Consider the following 18,271-nt stretch of genomic DNA (forward strand, 5'->3'; position numbering starts at 1 on the left):
CGGCGACGTGCCAAAAACGATGCCGCTCCGCCTCGTGCTCGCCTCCGCGAGCCCCGCCCGCCGCAAGATTCTCCAGGCCGCCGGGATCGAACCGGACGTGCTGGTCAGCGGCGTCGACGAGTCCCTGGTGGTCACCGAGCGGGCCGAGGATCTCTGCCTGGAACTGGCCCGGTTGAAGGCGGAGGCGGTGCTCACCCGGCTCCGGCCGGCCGACGACCAGCGGACGCTGGTGATCGGGTGCGATTCGGTGCTGGCCTTCGACAGGGAGATTCTCGGCAAGCCGGCCGACGCGGCGGACGCCACCCGGCGCTGGCAGCGCATGCGCGGGCGCAGCGGCGTGCTGCACAGTGGGCACTGCCTCATCGACATCGTGACGGGGCGTCGGGCCGAGGCGGTCGCCTCCACCGTCGTGCACTTCGCCGACGTCAGCGACGACGAGATCGCCACGTACGTGGGCACCGGCGAGCCGCTCGCGGTGGCTGGTGCCTTCACGATCGACGGGCTGGGCGGGCCGTTCGTGGAGCGGATCGAGGGCGACCCGAGCACCGTCATCGGGCTCTCGCTGCCGATGCTGCGCCGCCTCCTGGCCGAGCTGGATCTGCGAATCACCGATCTGTGGACAAAGGTCGCGCCCGGCAACCAGTCGGTCGAACCGCTCGGATAGCGTCCGTTCATGACCACGAAGTCGATCCCGCTCACGTCGGAACTGCACGCGTACCTGGTGACGCACGGGTCGCCGCCGGACGAGATCATGCGGGACCTGGCCGAGGAGACCCGCGCCGCCCTGCCGGACGACGCACAGATGCAGGTCGCGCCGGAGCAGGCCGCGTTCCTGACCTTCCTCACCCGGCTGCTCGGCGTGCGGCAGGCCGTGGAGGTGGGCACCTTCACCGGCCTCTCCTCGCTGGCGATCGCCCGGGGGCTGCCCGAGGGCGGGCGGCTGACCTGCTTCGACATCTCCGAGGAGTTCACGGGCATCGCCCGGCGGTACTGGGCCCGCGCCGGCGTGGAGGATCGCATCGAGCTGCGCATCGGCCCGGCCGGCGACACGCTGCGCGAGCTGCCCCACGAACGTCATCTTGACTTCGCGTTCATCGACGCGGACAAGACCGGGTATCCGGTCTACTGGGCGGAGCTGGTGCCTCGGATGCGTCCCGGCGGGGTGATCGCGGTCGACAACGTGCTGCGCGGCGGCCGGGTGATCGCCCCGCAGAACGCCGACGACCGGGCCATCGCCGCGTTCAACGACGAGGTGCTCGCCGACGTCCGGGTGGACGCGGTGATGCTCCCGGTCGCCGACGGCCTGACGCTGGCCCGGGTGCACTGACCGCCACAGTGTCGGCCCCGCCCTGCGCGATCTTGGTGCGAAACGGCCCCTCCAGGGGCCCTTCCGCACCAAGATCCGACGGAGCCGCCGCCCGGCTTGGCGTCAGACGGGGGTCGGGGTCCGGATTTCGGCGGGGGCCGGGCGTAGGGCACGGCCCAGGCGGGCGGCGAGCAGCGCGGCCGCCGCGATGAAGCCCGGCAGCAGCAGGAACGCCAGGTGCGGGCCCACTCCGTCGGCCACCCAGCCGAGCGCGACCGGCGCGATCCCGAAGCCGACCCCCATCGAGTACGACGCCCAGCCGGCCGCCCGGTCCGCGGCCGGCCCGGCGACGGCAAGCGCGATCGAGATGGCCAGCGGGTAGTGCAGCGCGTTGCCGACGCCGAGCACGACGAGGCCGGCGACCGCCAGCCAGCCGACCGGTGCGACCCAGAACAGCGCGAACCCGGCCAGCGACACGCCCAGCGCGGCCAGCAGCAGCGGCACCGGCCGGTACCGCAGCGCGAACCGGCCGCCGACGAGCCGGCCGACGAACATGCCGCAGACGATCGCGGCAACAGCGGCCGAAGCGGCGCCGGCCGCCATTCCGGCGTGCGAGCGGAGCACGTCGGCGGTCCAGAGGGACAGGCAGACCTCGATCGAGCCGGTGACCGCCATCAGCACCCAGGCGATCCAGTACGTCGGGGGCAGCCGCCGCGCGGCGCCAGCAACGGGAGCAGCCCGACGCGCGCCGGCGGGCGGGTCGGTGTCGGCCGGGCCGCCGGCCGGGGGATCCCCGGCAGCCGCAGCGGGGGCGGCGTCCGGCAGGCGTACGCGGAAGGTCACGGCGGCGAGCGCGACCAGCGCGATCAGGCCGGCCTCGACGGCCATCACGGGCCGCCAGCCCCAGCCGGCGTCGACGCTGGCGCCGATGACCAGCGGGGCGAGGATGCCCATGCCGGCGCAGGCGGCGTTGGCCTCGGTCAGCGCGGCCGGCGCGCCGGTGCCGTGCCGGTCGGTGAGCACCACCGACACCCCGCTGATCACCAGCATGCCGAAGGTGGCGATCACCGCGACGGCGGTGATCGTGGCAGGCAGTGCCCGCAGGGTGCCGAGTGCGGTGACGCCGAGCGCCACCCCGGCCAGCCCGGTCCAGATGGCGCGGCCACGGCCGACCCGGCGGGCCAGCGGCGCGAAGAGCGCCCCGCCGGCCAGCGCGCCGACGGCGATGCCGGTGCTGTGCAGGCCGGCGACGGCGGCCGAGGTGCCCTGTTCGTCGCGGAGCAGCGGCACGACCGGCCCGAATCCGTAGAGGAAGAAGCCCCACAGCCCCAGCTGGGCATAGGTCAGCCAGGTGGTCCGGTCACGGGTGAGGCGGGGCACCGGCCTTACGGTACAAGCGTCCGGCCGGTGCCCCGCCCCGGTGAGAGGCAGCTCTCCCCCGGCGTTAGGAGGGGGCCCTTCCTCTACCGTAGGCGTTAATAAGGTGCCCTTCCTTTCACCGGACGGTGCGGGCGAACTGCCGGGCCGCCCAGACGACGCCGGCTGCGGCGAGCACCGCGATGATGCCGAGCCCCTGCCAGACCTTGTCGTCGCCGAGGTCGCCGTTGAAGAGGGCGCGGGTGCCGTCGACGGCCCAGGAGAACGGGTTCCACTCGGCGATGCCCTGGAGCCAGCCGGGGGCGAACGTGAGCGGCAGCAGGATGCCGGAGAGCAGCAGCACCGGCTGCGCCACGGTGTTCATCAGCGGGGCCAGCGCGTCCTCGCTCTTGACCTTGAGCGCGACGCCGTAGGAGACGGCCGAGGTCATCAGCGCGATCAGGGCGAGCATGAGGTACGCCAGGAGCAGGTCGACGATGAAGACGCGCAGGTCGAACAGGAGCGCGAGCAGGGTGATGATGACCGCCTGCACGATCAGGGACACCACGTCGCGCAGCGAGCGGCCGAGCAGCAGGGCGAGCCGGCTGACCGGGGTGACCCGGGAGCGTTCGATGACGCCGGCGCGCAGCTCGGCGATCAGGCCGAAGCCCTGGAACAGGCCGCCGAAGATGGCCAGCAGCACCAGCAGGCCGGGCACGAAGATCTTGTAGGCCTCCGCCTGGGTGGGGGCGTTCAGGGCCGGCTTGAGCAGCGGGGCGAAGAGCAGCAGGTACATCACCGGCTGGAAGATGCCGACGAAGACCCAGACGGGGTTGCGCAGCAGCAGCTGAAGCTGGCGCTGGAAGATCAGCCAGGTGTCACGGGCGAGTTTCATGTGATCTCTCCGGTCTGGGTTCAGGACTCGCGCAGCGAGCGGCCGGTCTTGGTGAGGAAGACGTCGTCGAGGCTGGGCCGGTGCAGCTCGATGGAGTCGAGCGTGAGGCCCGCCGTGTCGACGCGGCGCAGGATCTGCGGGATGGCGGTCGCGCCCTCGTCGACGTAGAGCCGCAGGCCGCCCTCCTCGACGGTCTCCAGCTTGTTGACGTAGGGCTCGCTGTCGAGCAGCTTCGCGGCCTGCGGGGTGGCCGCCGCGTCCAGCCCGACCAGCACCACGTCACCGGAGATCTCGCGCTTGAGGCCCGCCGGGGTGCCCTCCGCGACCACCTCGCCGTGATCCATGATCGCGATCCGGTCGCAGAGCGCGTCGGCCTCGTCGAGGTAGTGCGTGGTGATGAAGACGGTCATGCCGTCGGCGCGCAGGCGGCGGATCTCGTCCCACATGTGCGCGCGGCTCTGCGGGTCGAGGCCGCTGGTCGGCTCGTCCAGGAAGACGATCTTCGGCTCGTGGATGATGCCGAGCGCGATCTCCACCCGTCGCCGCTGGCCGCCCGAGTAGGTCTTGCACTTGCGGTCCGCGTACTCGGTGAGCTGGAAGGCGTCGAGGGCGCGGACGGCGCGCCGCTGCGCCTCGGCCTTGCCGATGCCGTACATCCGGGCCTGGAGGACCAGCTCCTCGCGGGCGGTCGACTCGTCCCAGGTGCTGCCGCCCTGGGCGACGTAGCCGATGCGGCGGCGCACCTCGGCCGGGTCTTTCCGCAGGTCGGCCCCGGCGATGGTGGCCTCGCCGCCGTCCGGCTCGATCAGCGTCGCCAGCATCCGCAGGGTGGTGGTCTTGCCGGCGCCGTTGGGGCCGAGGAAGCCGAAGATCTCCCCCGCGGCGACCTCCAGGTCGACCCCGCGCACCGCGTCGACGGTCCTCGTCTGGCGACCCTCTCGGGAGCGGAACGACTTCCGCAGCCCTCTGGTCTCGATCATCTCTGCTCCTGGTCGTCCGGGCCGGTGCGACCGGCCACCTGGTCTGTCCCTCGGGGACGACGCCGGACGGCGTGCTCCCCCCGTCGCGCCGCGAGCAGGCTAACGCGATATAGCTCCAGTGGTCAATCTTGATTATTCGTTTGTGTCGTGAGGTGTGGTCCCGCCGTCGGACCACCCGTTCCAACCCTCCGCCCCGACCAGCCCATCAGGCAGGTACGACACACCGGAGTCGATGCGTTCGGCGATCCGTTCGCACCAGCCGACCTCGGCCTCCGCCCGTGCGGCCCAGAGTTCGAACATCCACCCGACGTGCACCGGCTTGGAGTAGCGCATCCAGTCCGAGGCCAGCGCCGCGCGCATCGACTCGACGCCGGCGCGCAGCAGGTTCGCCCGGTTGCGCAGGGCCGCCGACGCCTCCTCGCGGGGCAGCGCGGGCAGGAACGAGAACGCCGCCGCGAACGGGTCCGGCGGCTCGTGCAACTGCCACCAGTGCCCGCGCAGCAGCGACTCGAACTCGTCCTCGCCCTTGGCGGTGACCTCGTACGTGGTGCGCGCCGGCCGGGCGCCCACCTGCTCGGTGGCCACCTCGCGCAGCAGGCCCTCCGCGGTCAGCTTGCGCAGGGCGTGGTAGATCGAGCCGGGCTGCACGTTGGCCCACCTGTCGGCGTTCCAACTGAGCAGTTCCCGGCGCACGTCGTAGCCGTGCACGGGCTGCATCCACCGCACCAGCCCGAGGATCATCATTCGCGTGGCAGACATCAGACAAGCGTAATAAGCAAGTTTGACTAGGGCGCGACGCGGCAGTGCGGCATCCCACACTGAGCGATCGTTAGGGCCCTCTCAGGGTGGCCGATACACTCCCGGTCAGTAACCTCCCGGGAGGAGACCCCAAGGTGCGCAAGGTACTCATCGCCAACCGCGGCGAGATCGCCGTCCGCGTCATCCGCGCCTGCCGCGACGCCGGTCTGGGCAGCGTCGCCGTCTACGCCGACTCCGACCGGGACGCCCTGCACGCCACCCTCGCCGACGAGGCGTACGCGCTCGGCGGGGACTCCGCGACCGAGACGTACCTGCGCATCGACAAGCTGCTGGAGGTCGCCGCCAAGGCCGACGCCGACGCCGTCCACCCCGGCTACGGATTCCTCGCCGAGAACGCCGACTTCGCCCAGGCCGTCATCGACGCCGGGCTGACCTGGATCGGCCCCACCCCGCAGGCGATCCGCGACCTCGGCGACAAGGTGACCGCCCGGCACATCGCCCAGCGCGCCGGCGCCCCCCTGGTGCCCGGCACCCCCGACCCGGTGGCCAACCCGGACGAGGTGATGGCGTTCGCCGTCGACCACGGCCTGCCGGTCGCCATCAAGGCCGCCTTCGGCGGCGGCGGGCGCGGGCTCAAGGTGGCCCGCACGATGGAGGAGATCCCGCACCTGTTCGAGTCGGCCACCCGCGAGGCGGTCGCCGCGTTCGGCCGGGGCGAGTGCTTCGTCGAGCGCTACCTCGACAAGCCGCGCCACGTCGAGGCGCAGGTGCTGGCCGACCAGCACGGCAACGTGATCGTGGTCGGCACCCGCGACTGCTCGCTCCAGCGCCGGCACCAGAAGCTCGTCGAGGAGGCCCCGGCGCCGTGCCTCACCGACGCGCAGCGCGCCCAGATCCACCACAGCGCCAAGGCGATCTGCCGGGAGGCCGGCTACCACGGCGCCGGCACGGTGGAATACCTGGTCGGCGCCGACGGCACCATCTCCTTCCTGGAGGTCAACACCCGTCTCCAGGTCGAGCACCCGGTCACCGAGGAGACCGCCGGCATCGACCTGGTCCGCGAGCAGTTCCGGATCGCCGACGGCGAGAAGCTGCGGTTCACCGAGGACCCGACGCCGCGCGGGCACTCCATCGAGTTCCGGATCAACGGCGAGGACCCGGGCCGCAACTTCCTGCCCGCCCCCGGCACGGTCACCGCGCTGCGGCTGCCCACCGGCCCCGGCGTCCGGGTCGACACCGGCATCTCGGCCGGCGACGTGATCGGCGGCAACTTCGACTCGCTGCTGGCCAAGGTGATCATCACCGGCGAGACGCGCACCGAGGCGCTGGAGCGGGCCCGCCGGGCGCTGGACGAGATGGTCGTCGAGGGCATGGCCACCGCGCTGCCGTTCCACCGGCTGGTCATCCGCGACGAGGCGTTCACCGCCGAGCCGTTCACCGTGCACACCCGGTGGATCGAGACCGAGTTCGACAACACCGTCCCGCCGTTCACCGCCGCCGCCGGCACCGCCGAGGGGCCGGCCGAGCGCGAGACCGTCGTGGTCGAGGTCGGCGGCAAGCGGCTGGAGGTCACCCTCCCCGCCGGCCTCGGCGGGGGTACGGCCGCCGCCGCGCCCACCGCCCGCAAGCCGGCCCGCCGGGGCGGCGCGGCCAAGGCCGGCGCCACCGTCAGCGGCGACGCGCTCACCTCGCCCATGCAGGGCACCATCGTCAAGATCGCGGTCGCCGACGGGGACACCGTCGCCGAGGGCGACCTGGTCGTGGTGCTGGAGGCGATGAAGATGGAGCAGCCGCTGCACGCGCACAAGGCGGGCACGGTCAGCGGCCTCGCCGCCGAGGTCGGCGCCGTCATCTCCGCCGGCGCGGCGATCTGCACGATCGCCTGAGGTGTAAGGAAGGGCACCTTCCTAACGTCTTCGGTAGAGGAAGGGCCCCTTCCTAACGCAACGCTGGGCGGCACCGGCCAGCCTGACAGTCAGCGCAGCTCGGTGCCGGCGACCGCCCGGACGGCGGCGGTCAGCGCGTCCAGCGTGGTGGATTCCACCCGCCAGTGCTGCCAGTACAGCGGGCGGTCCAGGTGACGCCCGGCACCGATGTCGACGCAGCGCCCGGCCGCGATGTCGGCACGGGCGATCCGCTCCGGCACCATCCCCCACCCCAGGCCCAGCCGCACCGCCTCGTTGAAGCCGTCGAAGGACGGGACGTAGTGGACCGGCGGGGCGATCCGACGCCGGGTCACGGTGCGGGCGAACCGGTGCTGGAGCTGGTCCTTGCGATCGAACGCCATCATCGGCGCCGTCGCGAGGGCGGCCTCGGTGAGGCCGTCGGGGAAGTGGCGGGCCGCGAACCCGGTCCGGGCCAGCGCGACGTACCGCATCGCGCCCAACCGCTCCACCCGGCAGCCCTGCACAGCCTCGCGCTGCGCGGTCACCGCGGCCATCGCCGTACCGTCGCGGATCAGCTCCGCCGTGTGGTCCTCGTCGTCCCGGCGGACGTCGAACAGGAGCGCCAGCTCGGCGGGCAGCCGCGCCAGGGCGCCGACGAACCAGGTGCCGAGCGAGTCGCCGTTCGCCACGATGGTCACCCGGCTGGGGGCGGGCCCGCCGACCGTCGGCGGGCGGGCGGCGTCCAACGCCTCCCGTTCCAGCAGGGCCACCTGGCCGGCGAGCCGCAGCAGCGGCCGGCCCGCGTCGGTGGCCTGGCACGGCTTCGTGCGGCGGACCAGCACCTGCCCGACGGTCTGCTCCAACGCCTTCATCCGCTGGCTGACGGCCGACGGGGTGACGTGCAGCGCGTGCGCGGCCGCCTCGAAGCTGCCCTCGCGGACCACCGCGGCGAACGTCCGGAGCTGCGTGGAGTCAAGCATGATGAAGCTGAGCTTATCTGCCGTGAGAATCTTTAGCTGGGCTGCATCGGCTGCGGCTCGTAGCCTCGGCTCGTGCCCGACATCCTCAGCAGCTCCGTGACAGGTTCCGCCGCCGCCGGCTTCTCCCTCTCGATCGCGCTCATCGCCGCCATCGGCGCGCAGAACGCCTTCGTCCTACGGCAGGGCCTGCGCCGGGAGCACGTCCTGCCCGTGGTCGCCGTGTGCGCCGCCTCCGACGCGCTGCTGATCTCGGTCGGCATCGCCGGGATGGGCACCGCCACGGCGGAGCACCCCGCCGTGCTGACCGCCGTCCGCTGGCTGGGGGCCGCGTTCCTGCTCGGGTACGCCGTGCTGGCCGCCCGCCGCGCGCTGCGCCCCGGCGCGCTCTCCCCCGCCGACCGGCCGCCGGCCACGCTCGGGGCGACGCTGCTGGCCTGCCTCGCCTTCACCTACCTCAACCCGCACGTGTACCTCGACACCGTCCTCCTGCTCGGCGGGGTGGCCCGCCAGCACCCGCACCACTGGGTCTTCGGCGCGGGCGCGGCGCTCGCCAGTGTGGTCTGGTTCACCACCATCGGCGCCGCCGCCCACCGGCTCGCGCCCGTGCTGGCCCGCCCGACGGCCTGGCGGGTCGTCGACGGTGCGATCGCCCTCGTGATGACCGCGCTCGCGGCCGGGCTGCTGCTCGGCTGACCGGCGACGCCGGGCCGCGCAACCTCTTCCTGGCCGCGCTGGTGGCCTTCGGCGACGCCCGACCGGGGGTGTTTTCGGCGACCACCGGGGGCGCGGGCGGCGGCCGGCGGGAATGATGGCGGGGTGCGGTTCCTACACGGCGCGGTTCCCGCGCACGACCTGACCTACAACGACGTCTTCATGGCGCCGGCCCGCTCCGAGGTGGGCTCGCGGCTCGACGTCGACCTGGCCGCCAGCGACGGCACGGGCACCACCATCCCGCTGGTCGTGTCGAACATGACCGCGGTGTCCGGCCGCCGGATGGCCGAGACGGTCGCCCGGCGCGGCGCGATCGCGGTCATCCCGCAGGACATCCCGATCGAGGTGGTGGCGAACGTCGTCGCCTGGGTCAAGCAGCGGCACCTGGTGCACGACACCGCGATCACGCTCGGCCCGACCGACACCGTCGGGGACGCGATCCACCTGCTGCCGAAGCGGTCGCACGGCGCCGTGGTGGTGATCGACGACGAGGGCCGGCCGCTGGGCGTGGTGACCGATGCGGACACCGTGGGCGTGGACCGTTTCGCCCAGCTCCGGCACGTGATGTCCACCGAGCTGCACACCGTGCCGGCGGACGCGGACCCGCGTACGGGCTTCGACCGGCTCTCGGCCGGCCGGCGCCGGCTCGCCCCGGTGGTCGACGCCGAGGGCCGCCTCGTCGGGGTGCTGACCCGGCAGGGCGCGCTGCGGGCGACGCTCTACAAGCCGGCGGTGGACGACCGGGGCCGGCTGCGCATCGCCGCCGCCGTCGGCATCAACGGCGACGTGACCGGCAAGGCGGCGGCGCTGCTGGAGGCCGGGGTGGACACGCTGGTCGTGGACACCGCGCACGGCCACCAGGAGCGGATGATCTCCGCGCTGCGGGCCGTCCGCGCGCTGGACCCGGCGGTCCCGGTCGCCGCCGGCAACGTGGTGACCGCCGAGGGCGTACGCGACCTGGTGGAGGCGGGCGCCGACATCGTCAAGGTGGGCGTCGGCCCGGGTGCGATGTGCACCACCCGGATGATGACCGGGGTGGGCCGGCCGCAGTTCTCCGCCGTGCTCGACTGCGCCGCGGCGGCCCGCCAGCTCGGACGGCACGTCTGGGCCGACGGCGGCGTACGGCACCCGCGGGACGTGGCGCTGGCCCTGGCCGCCGGCGCGTCGAACGTGATAATCGGCTCCTGGTTCGCCGGCACCTACGAGTCCCCCGGCGACCTCTACACCGACGCCGACGGCCGGCGCTACAAGGAGAGCTTCGGGATGGCGTCGGCGCGGGCGGTCAGCGCGCGGACGGCCGACGACAGCGCGTACGACCGGGCCCGCAAGGCGGTCTTCGAGGAGGGCATCTCCTCGGCCCGGATGTACCTGGACCCGGCCCGCCCCGGCGTGGAGGACCTGATCGACGAGATCATCGCCGGGGTACGCAGCGCCTTCACCTACGCCGGCGCCCGGGACCTGGCGGAGTTCCACGAGCGGGCCCTCGTCGGCGTGCAGAGCGCGGCCGGCTACACCGAGGGGATGCCGCTGCCCACGAGTTGGTGAGACGGCGCCCGCCGGCCATCACTCCGTCGGGAAGAGGCGTCGGATGACGTCGCGGGCGGCGGCCCGGGGGTCGTCACCGACCCGCTCCGGCAGCACGCCGGCGAGCCAGAGCGTGGCGAAGCCGTGCACGATCGACCAGGCGGCGAGCGCGTCGCCCTGCGGGTCCTCCGCCGTCGGGCGCCCCTGGGGCAGCCCGGCGACCCCGGCGTACAGCGCGTCGCCGGCGCGCCGGCGGGCCGCCGCCACCTCGTCGGCGTCGGCCCGGTAGAGGTCCGGGCGGAACATCACCTCGAAGTGCGCGCGGTGCCGGACGGCGAAGTCGACGTACGCGACGCCGCTCTCCAGCAGGTCCGCCGCGCCGCCCAACGCCTCGGCGAGCAGGTCGAAGCCCTCGGCGGCGAGGGCCGTGAGCAGGCCGGCCTTGTCGCCGAAGTGGTGCGCCGGTGCGGCGTGCGAGACGCCGGCCCGGCGGGCCAGGTCGCGCAGGCTCAGCGCCCCGGGGCCGGACTCCTCGATCACCCGCACCGCCGCGGCGAGCAGGGCGCGACGCAGGTCGCCGTGGTGGTAGCCGCGTGTTCCGGTCATGCCGCGATCCTATCTTGCCATTGACAAGATGCCACCTCGGGGCGCAATCTTGTCGCCGACAAGTTCGCCTTCCTGGGAGGTATCGATGGCTCCACTGATCGCGCTCGTGGCCGGCACCGCGCTCGCCCGGCTGGCCGGCCTGGCCGGCGTGGCCGCGCTCGACGGCTGGCACCCCGCGCTGCGGGTGGGGCTGGCGCTGATGTTCGCGGTGACCGGCCTCGCGCACTTCGCCGCCACCTACCGGTCGGACATGATCGCGATGGTGCCGCCCGCTCTCCCCCGACCCGACGTCCTGGTCACGGTCACCGGGGTGCTGGAACTGGTGGGCGCGGCCGGGCTGCTCGTGCCGGCGACCGCCCGCTGGGCCGCGGCCGGGCTGGCCCTGTTGATGCTGGCCATGTTCCCGGCGAACGTCTCGGCGGTGCGGCGCGGGCTGACCCTCGGGGGCCGGCCGGCGACCCCCCTGGGACCACGGACGGCGGAACAGGTCCTCTTCGTCGGCGCGGCCGTCGCTATTTCGTTTGGGGCCTGACGTTCAGGAGGCTAATCTGGCCACCATGAAACTGATCGAGCTGCGGGACGTGCCCCTCGGGCGACTGCTCGTGGTCGCCGGGCACGTCACCGGGCAGCGGTGGAACCGCTACCTCGCCGAGGAACACGGGCTCACCCAGGCCGGGATGGCCACCCTGATGACCCTCGCCGAACACGGCGAGCTGCCGCACCGCACGGTGGCCGAGCACTGCTTCGTCCGGCCGGCCACCCTCACCGGCATCGTCGACACGCTGGAACGCGACGGCCTGGTCGAGCGGCAGCGCGACGAGGCCGACCGGCGCAGCATCCGAATCGCGATCACCCCGGCCGGGCAGGCCCGGATCGACGCGCTGACCGCCGTGATCCGGTCCGGCGCTCCGCTCACCTCGGTCGACGCCGACCCGGCGAAGGCGGCGGTGATCCGCCAGTTCCTCCTGGAGGTCATCGGCAGCGGCGACGCCGGCACGCCGGAAGGGGCACCGACATGTTGATCCGGCTGCTGCGCACACACCTGCGCCCCTACCACCGGGCACTGGCGGCGGTGCTGCTGCTCCAGTTCGTCGGCACGATGGCCTCGCTCTACCTGCCCAGTCTCAACGCCGACATCATCGACCTCGGCGTGGCGCGGGGCGACACCGACTACATCATGCGCACCGGCGGGTGGATGCTCGCGGTCAGCCTGGTGCAGATCGTCTGCTCCGTCGCCGCCGTCTACCTCGGCGCGCGCACCGCGATGGGCTTCGGCCGGGACGTGCGGTCGGCGGTGTTCGGGCACGTGAACCGCTTCTCCGCCCGCGAGGTGGCCCGGTTCGGCGCGCCCTCGCTGATCACCCGCAACACCAACGACGTGCAGCAGGTGCAGATGCTCGTGCTGATGAGCTGCACCATGCTGGTCGCCGCGCCGATCATGAGCGTCGGCGGCGTGGTGATGGCGCTGCGCGAGGATCTCGGGCTCTCCTGGCTGATGCTGGTCAGCGTGCCCGTGCTGGCCGTCGCCCTGGGGCTGATCATCCGGCGGATGGTGCCGGGCTTCCGGCTCATGCAGACCCGGATCGACACGGTCAACCGGGTGCTGCGGGAGCAGATCACCGGCATCCGGGTGGTCCGGGCGTTCGTCCGGGAGCCGTACGAGACGCGGCGCTTCGCCACCGCGAACGCCGACCTCACCGCGACCGCCCTGCGCACCGGCCGCCTGATGGCGTTGATCTTCCCCGTGGTGATGCTGGTGCTCAACGTCTCCAGCGTCGCGGTGCTCTGGTTCGGCGCCCAGCGCGTCGACGCCGGGGCGATCCAGGTCGGCGCCCTCACCGCCTTCCTGCAATACCTGATGCAGATCCTGATGGCCGTCATGATGGCCACCTTCATGCTGATGATGGTGCCCCGCGCGGCGGTCTGCGCGGAGCGGATCGTCGAGGTGCTGGACACCGACTCCTCGGTGGTGCCGGCGCCCCGCCCGGTCACCGAGGTGTCCACGCGCGGCGAGCTGGAGCTGCGCGACGTGTCGTTCCGGTACCCGGGGGCGGCCGCACCGGTGCTGCGGGACGTGTCCTTCCGGGTGACGCCGGGGACCACCACAGCGGTGATCGGCAGCACCGGCGCGGGCAAGACCACGCTGCTGTCGCTCGTCCCCCGGCTGGTCGACGTGACCGCCGGCACCGTGCTGGTCGACGGCGTCGACGTCCGCGACCTGGCGCCGGACGAGCTGTGGCGCCGGATCGGGCTGGTGCCGCAGAAGCCCTACCTGTTCACCGGGACGGTGGCGAGCAACCTGCGCTACGGCAACCCGGACGCGACCGACGCGGAACTCTGGGACGCGCTGGAGATCGCCCAGGCACGGGACTTCGTCGAGGCGATGCCCGAGGGGCTGGCGTCGCCGATCGCGCAGGGCGGCACGAACGTCTCCGGCGGGCAGCGGCAGCGGCTCGCGATCGCCCGGGCCCTGGTGCGCCGGCCGGAGATCTACCTCTTCGACGACTCCTTCTCCGCGCTCGACCTCGGCACCGACGCGCGGCTGCGGGCGGCGCTGCGGCCGGTCACCGCGGACGCCGCCGTGGTGATCGTGGCGCAGCGGGTCTCCACGATCGTCGAGGCCGACCAGATCATCGTGTTGGAGGACGGGGGCGTGGTCGGGATGGGCCGACACGACGAGTTGCTGGAGACCTGCCCGACGTACGCCGAGATCGTGGCGTCGCAGAACACCACGGGGGTGGCCGCGTGAGCGCCGTACCGCAGCAGAAGCCGGCCGCCGACGCGCAGACGCCGAAGCGGCTGCCGGGCGGCGGGCAGCGTGGCGGCCCGCCGTGGGCGGGGGCCGGGATGCCCGCCGAGCGGTCGATGAACTTCGGGCCGTCGGCCCGGCGGCTGCTGCGCCGGCTGCGCCCGGACCGCCTCGCGCTCGTCGCGGTGATCGCGCTGGCGGTGGTCAGCGTCGGGCTGAGCGTGGTCGGGCCGAAGGTGCTCGGGCACGCCACCGACCTGATCTTCACCGGGGTGATCGGCCGGCAACTGCCGGCGGGCACCACCGCCGACCAGGCGGTGGCTGCGGCCCGGGCGGCCGGCAACGACAGCTTCGCCGACATGCTCGCGCGGATGGACGTGGTGCCCGGCGTGGGCATCGACTTCGCCGCGCTGGCGCGGGTGCTGCTGCTGGCGCTCGGCCTCTACCTGGCGGCCAGCGCGCTGATGTGGTGGCAGGGCTGGCTGCTCAACGGCGTGGTGCAGCGGACCGTGCTGCGGCTGCGCGCCGACGTGGAGGACAAGCTCAACCGGCTGCCGCTGCCCTACTTCGACCGGCAGCCCCGCGGCGAGCTGCTCAGCCGGGTCACGAACGACATCGACAACATCTCGACCAGCCTCCAGCAGACGCTGAGCCAGTTGCTCACCTCGCTGCTCACCGTGGTCGGCGTGCTGGCCATGATGTTCTGGATCTCGCCGTTGCTGGCCCTGGTGGCGCTGGTCGCGGTGCCGGTGTCGGTCGTCGTCACCGGCGCGATCGCCAAGCGGTCGCAGGCGCAGTTCATCGCCCAGTGGACGCACACCGGCGAGCTGAACGGCCAGATCGAGGAGGCGTTCACCGGCCACGAGCTGGTCAAGGTCTTCGGCCGGCAGCGCGAGGTGGAGGCCGCCTTCACCGCCAAGAACGAGGAGCTGTTCCGGGCCAGCTTCGGCGCCCAGTTCATCTCCGGGATCATCATGCCGGCGATGATGTTCGTCGGGAACCTCAGCTACGTGGCGATCGCCGTGGTCGGCGGACTGCGGGTGGCGTCGGGGTCGATGAGCCTCGGCGACGTGCAGGCGTTCATCCAGTACTCCCGGCAGTTCACCCAGCCGCTCACCCAGGTCGCCTCGATGGCGAACCTGCTCCAGTCCGGGGTGGCCTCCGCCGAGCGGGTCTTCGCGGTGCTCGACGCCGAGGAGCAGAGCCCCGACCCGGCCGAGCCGGCCCGGGTGCGCGACCCGCACGGCCGGGTCGAGTTCGAGCACGTCTCCTTCCGGTACGCCCCGGACAAGCCGCTGATCGAGGACCTGTCGCTGGTGGCCGAGCCCGGGCACACCGTCGCCATCGTCGGGCCGACCGGGGCCGGCAAGACCACCCTGGTCAACCTGGTCATGCGCTTCTACGAGCTGGACGCCGGCCGGATCACCCTGGACGGCGTGGACATCACCACGATGCGCCGCGACGACCTGCGCGGCCGGATCGGGATGGTGCTCCAGGACACCTGGCTCTTCGGCGGCACCATCCGCGACAACATCGCCTACGGCCGGCCGGGCGCATCCGAGGAGGAGATCCTGGCCGCGGCCCGGGCGACGTTCGTGGACCGGTTCGTGCGCAGCCTCCCCGACGGCTACGACACGGTCATCGACGAGGAGGGCAGCAACGTCAGCGCGGGCGAGAAGCAGCTCATCACGATCGCCCGGGCGTTCCTCGCCGAGCCGTCGCTGCTGATCCTGGACGAGGCGACCAGCTCCGTGGACACCCGCACCGAGGTGCTGCTCCAGCGGGCGATGGCCGCCCTGCGCTCGGACCGCACCAGCTTCGTCATCGCGCACCGGCTCTCCACCATCCGCGACGCCGACCTGATCCTGATGATGGAGGACGGCCGGATCGTGGAGCAGGGCACGCACGACGAGTTGCTGGCCGCGCGGGGCGCGTACCACCGGCTGTACCGGTCGCAGTTCACCGCCGCCGCCCGGCCCGACCCCGAGCCCGCGTCGCTGTGACGGTGGTCGCCGTGACGACAGACCGCCCGGCCGCGACGGGCGGCCGGGCGGCGGGGCCGGGGCCGGGGCCGGGCGGAGGCTCAGTGCGCCGGAAGGAGGGCCGCGCCGCGCCCGGCCACCACCGCACCGATCAGCCGGAGGGCGTCGGCGGCGGGCATCGGGTCCAGGGCGCGGCCGCCGCGCAGGCGCAGCGAGACGTCGCCCTCGGCCGCCTCGCGGGGGCCGATCACGGCGGCGTACGGGACCCGGGCGCGGGCGGCGTCGCGGATGCGGGCACCCAGCGAGCCGGCCGACTCCACCTCGACCCGCAGCCCCGCCGCGAGCGCGTCCCGGGCGAGCCGGGCCGCCGCCCCGGCCTGGTCGTCCCCGACCGGCAGCACGGCCAACTGCACCGGGGCGTACCAGGCGGGGAAGGCGCCCTCGTGCACCTCGATCAGGTACGCGAACAGCCGCTCCATGCTGCCGACGAGGCTGCGGTGCACCATCACCGGTCGACGCCGCCCCCCGGTCGGGTCGGTGTACGACAGGTCGAACCGCTCCGGCTTGTCGAAGTCGAGCTGGACGGTGGAGAGGGTGGACTCCCGCCCCGCGGCGTCCAGCACCTGGATGTCGATCTTCGGCCCGTAGAACGCCGCCTCCCCCGGGGCCTCGGTGAACTCCACCCCGTCGAGCGCGGCGCGGAGCAGCTCCTCGGCCCGCGCCCACTGGTCGTCGTCCCCGACGTACTTCTCCCCCGGCCCGCGCAGCGACAGCCGGAACCCCGCCGGCCGTACGCCGAGCGCGGCGTGCGCCTCGCGGATCAGCCGGAGGATCTCCGCCACCTCCTCGCCCACCTGCTCCAGGGCGCAGAAGTTGTGCGCGTCGTTGAGCGAGATGGCCCGCACCCGGGACAGCCCGCCGAGCACCCCCGAGCGCTCGGCCCGGTACATGCCGCCCAGCTCGGCGATCCGCAGCGGCAGTTCCCGGTAGGAGCGGCCCCGGGCCCGGTAGACGAGGGCGTGGTGCGGGCAGAGCGCCGGGCGCAACACGAACTCGTCGTCGGCGGAGAGCTTCATCGGGGGGAACATGTCGTCGGCGAAGTAGCCGAGGTGGCCGGAGAGCTCGAACAGCTCCCGCTTGCCCAGCGGCGGGGTGTGCACGTGCCGGTAGCCGGCCCGGCGCTCCAGGTCGCGGACGTACTCCTCGACGGCGTGCCGGGCGGCGGCGCCGGCCGGCAGCCAGAGCGGCAGCCCGGCGCCGGCCAGCGGGTCGGAGACGAACAGGTCCAGCTCCCGGCCGAGCCTGCGGTGGTCGATCATGTCGCGCTCCTTGATCGGGTACGACCCGGAGGCGACCCGGTCACCGGACGCCACGAGGCCCCGGGGCGGATCGCCCCGGGGCCTCGTCGACGGTCAGGTCAGTGCGGCGCGCCGGGGTCTCCCGGCGTCGTCGTCAGCACCGCACTGCTCATGCGGCGACGGTACGCCCGCCCGCACGGGGGCCGCAGCCGGTTTTACGCGGGCGGCGCGGCACCTCACGCCCTGCCCGGGGTCGCGGGAGCGGACGGCCCACGGAACGGGGGCGGGCCGCCGGCACGGGACCTGCCGGCGGCCCGCGGCGGCCCCGTCGTCGAGAACGGGGGACCCGACGGCGGTGGGGCCGCGCGCCGACAACGGTACGCCGACCGACGCCGATCCGCCGACCCCCGGCGGCGGTACGCCGTCGCGTCACCTTCGCCGACACCCGCTCGTTGGTCCCGGGTAGCCCTGCCGTGTCGGCGGTCACCACGCGCCAGGGCTGTGCCCGGTGACGCCGGACACGCCGTCAGGCTCGGTACCCCGATCGGCCCCATCCGGCGAGGTGGCAGTGGTGCCCGAACTACTCACTGAGGTCGCGTCGCCGACCTGGGCGTACCTCGCGCTGCTCGCGCTGCTGGTCGCCGACGCCTTCGTCCCGGTGATCCCCACCCAGGTCGTCATGATCACCAGCGGCGCCCTGACCGTGTACGGCGGGCTGAACCTGCCGGTGACCATCGCCGTCGGCGCGCTCGGCGTCTTCGCCGGGGACCTCGCCTGCTACCTGATCGGGCGGGGCGCACCCGACCGCCGGTCGCCGCACGGCGTCGCGCCGGGCCGGGCCCGACGGGTCGCCAGCCGGGTCACCCAGGGGCTGCGCCGGCCCGGCCCGCTCGTCATCCTGCTCTGCCGCTTCGTGCCGGGCGGCCGGATGGCGGCCTGCTTCTCCGCCGGCCGCAGCCGGTACCCGTACCGGCTGTTCCTGCTCTACGAGGGCCTGGCGGCGCTGGGCTGGGCGACGTACGGCGGGCTGGTCGGGCACCTGGGCGGGACGGCGCTGACCGAGTCGGCGTGGCGGCTGGCGGTGATCGCGGCGGTGGCGGCGGCCGGGTTCGCGGCGGCGGGCTGGGCCATGACCGTCGTCGGCGCCCGGCGGGCAACCGGGCCGGATCCGGCGGTGCCGGTCGTCGTCGGGGCGCGGGCGGACGTTCCCGGGGCGGACTGACCCACCCCGGCCGCCTA

Annotated in this window: 17 protein-coding genes; 10 read left to right on the top strand and 7 right to left on the bottom strand. The window is 73.6% G+C overall.

Annotation, left to right across the window (positions count from 1 at the left end):
* The first annotated feature begins 19 nt into the window (after positions 1-19).
* Both ACGFZ2_RS12230 and ACGFZ2_RS12235 read left to right on the top strand, forming a co-directional pair.
* Positions 20-664, top strand: coding sequence for a Maf family protein (locus ACGFZ2_RS12230; protein ID WP_393453652.1), 645 nt, complete (start codon positions 20-22; stop codon positions 662-664).
* A 9-nt stretch (positions 665-673) separates the two neighbouring features.
* Positions 674-1,327 (top strand): O-methyltransferase, encoded by a 654-nt coding sequence (locus tag ACGFZ2_RS12235; protein WP_393258524.1) that lies wholly within the window; start codon positions 674-676, stop codon positions 1,325-1,327.
* A 102-nt stretch (positions 1,328-1,429) separates the two neighbouring features.
* Here the strand turns inward: ACGFZ2_RS12235 and ACGFZ2_RS12240 are convergent, their stop codons facing one another.
* The 4 genes from ACGFZ2_RS12240 to ACGFZ2_RS12255 all read right to left on the bottom strand — a co-directional run bounded on the left by ACGFZ2_RS12240 (position 1,430) and on the right by ACGFZ2_RS12255 (position 5,296).
* Complete coding sequence (locus ACGFZ2_RS12240; RefSeq protein WP_393452743.1) at positions 1,430-2,686, bottom strand: MFS transporter; 1,257 nt, start codon at positions 2,684-2,686, stop codon at positions 1,430-1,432.
* A 115-nt stretch (positions 2,687-2,801) separates the two neighbouring features.
* On the bottom strand, positions 2,802-3,557 hold the full coding sequence (locus ACGFZ2_RS12245) for an ABC transporter permease (RefSeq protein WP_350703478.1): 756 nt from the start codon (positions 3,555-3,557) through the stop codon (positions 2,802-2,804).
* 20 nt (positions 3,558-3,577) lie between these two features.
* Entirely contained in the window at positions 3,578-4,537 is a 960-nt protein-coding gene (locus ACGFZ2_RS12250; protein ID WP_350703480.1) for an ATP-binding cassette domain-containing protein, read from the bottom strand.
* Between the two features lie 132 nt (positions 4,538-4,669).
* Positions 4,670-5,296 (bottom strand): PadR family transcriptional regulator, encoded by a 627-nt coding sequence (locus ACGFZ2_RS12255; protein WP_393452748.1) that lies wholly within the window; start codon positions 5,294-5,296, stop codon positions 4,670-4,672.
* A 134-nt stretch (positions 5,297-5,430) separates the two neighbouring features.
* Between ACGFZ2_RS12255 and ACGFZ2_RS12260 the strand changes: the two genes are divergently transcribed.
* On the top strand, positions 5,431-7,182 hold the full coding sequence (locus ACGFZ2_RS12260) for an acetyl/propionyl/methylcrotonyl-CoA carboxylase subunit alpha (RefSeq protein ID WP_393452751.1): 1,752 nt from the start codon (positions 5,431-5,433) through the stop codon (positions 7,180-7,182).
* Positions 7,183-7,271: 89 nt separating this feature from the next.
* Here the strand turns inward: ACGFZ2_RS12260 and ACGFZ2_RS12265 are convergent, their stop codons facing one another.
* Positions 7,272-8,162, bottom strand: a complete 891-nt coding sequence (locus ACGFZ2_RS12265; RefSeq protein WP_393452754.1) for a LysR family transcriptional regulator ArgP — start codon at positions 8,160-8,162, stop codon at positions 7,272-7,274.
* 96 nt (positions 8,163-8,258) lie between these two features.
* On the opposite strand from ACGFZ2_RS12265, the gene ACGFZ2_RS12270 reads away from it, so the two are divergent.
* Together ACGFZ2_RS12270 and ACGFZ2_RS12275 are read left to right on the top strand one after the other, a co-directional pair.
* Complete coding sequence (locus tag ACGFZ2_RS12270) at positions 8,259-8,855, top strand: LysE/ArgO family amino acid transporter (RefSeq protein ID WP_357692468.1); 597 nt, start codon at positions 8,259-8,261, stop codon at positions 8,853-8,855.
* A gap of 123 nt (positions 8,856-8,978) precedes the next feature.
* A complete protein-coding gene (locus ACGFZ2_RS12275) occupies positions 8,979-10,418 on the top strand; it encodes a GuaB1 family IMP dehydrogenase-related protein (RefSeq protein WP_393452757.1) in 1,440 nt (479 codons plus the stop codon).
* Between the two features lie 18 nt (positions 10,419-10,436).
* Here ACGFZ2_RS12275 and ACGFZ2_RS12280 read toward each other — a convergent pair whose 3' ends face one another.
* Positions 10,437-11,003 (bottom strand): TetR/AcrR family transcriptional regulator, encoded by a 567-nt coding sequence (locus ACGFZ2_RS12280; protein ID WP_393452760.1) that lies wholly within the window; start codon positions 11,001-11,003, stop codon positions 10,437-10,439.
* Positions 11,004-11,088: 85 nt separating this feature from the next.
* Between ACGFZ2_RS12280 and ACGFZ2_RS12285 the strand changes: the two genes are divergently transcribed.
* The 4 genes from ACGFZ2_RS12285 (at position 11,089) to ACGFZ2_RS12300 (ending at position 15,755) form a co-directional block, all read left to right on the top strand.
* Positions 11,089-11,535, top strand: coding sequence for a DoxX family protein (locus ACGFZ2_RS12285; protein WP_393452763.1), 447 nt, complete (start codon positions 11,089-11,091; stop codon positions 11,533-11,535).
* A gap of 25 nt (positions 11,536-11,560) precedes the next feature.
* Positions 11,561-12,025 carry a MarR family transcriptional regulator gene (locus ACGFZ2_RS12290; RefSeq protein ID WP_357692179.1) on the top strand — a complete coding sequence of 155 codons (465 nt, stop codon included), beginning with the start codon at positions 11,561-11,563 and terminating at the stop codon, positions 12,023-12,025.
* Positions 12,019-13,752 carry an ABC transporter ATP-binding protein gene (locus ACGFZ2_RS12295; RefSeq protein WP_393452766.1) on the top strand — a complete coding sequence of 578 codons (1,734 nt, stop codon included), beginning with the start codon at positions 12,019-12,021 and terminating at the stop codon, positions 13,750-13,752. Before ACGFZ2_RS12290 ends, ACGFZ2_RS12295 begins: the two co-directional genes overlap by 7 nt.
* Before the next feature lie 98 nt (positions 13,753-13,850).
* Positions 13,851-15,755 carry an ABC transporter ATP-binding protein gene (locus ACGFZ2_RS12300; protein ID WP_393453655.1) on the top strand — a complete coding sequence of 635 codons (1,905 nt, stop codon included), beginning with the start codon at positions 13,851-13,853 and terminating at the stop codon, positions 15,753-15,755.
* A gap of 80 nt (positions 15,756-15,835) precedes the next feature.
* Here ACGFZ2_RS12300 and thrS read toward each other — a convergent pair whose 3' ends face one another.
* Complete coding sequence (gene thrS, locus ACGFZ2_RS12305) at positions 15,836-17,053, bottom strand: threonine--tRNA ligase (RefSeq protein ID WP_393452769.1); 1,218 nt, start codon at positions 17,051-17,053, stop codon at positions 15,836-15,838.
* A 550-nt stretch (positions 17,054-17,603) separates the two neighbouring features.
* Here thrS and ACGFZ2_RS12310 point away from each other — a divergent pair.
* On the top strand, positions 17,604-18,254 hold the full coding sequence (locus ACGFZ2_RS12310; RefSeq protein WP_393452772.1) for a DedA family protein: 651 nt from the start codon (positions 17,604-17,606) through the stop codon (positions 18,252-18,254).
* Positions 18,255-18,271 lie beyond the last annotated feature (17 nt).

Origin of the sequence: Micromonospora sp. NPDC048063 (genome assembly GCF_043202855.1) — a bacterium.
GTDB lineage: Bacteria > Actinomycetota > Actinomycetes > Mycobacteriales > Micromonosporaceae > Micromonospora.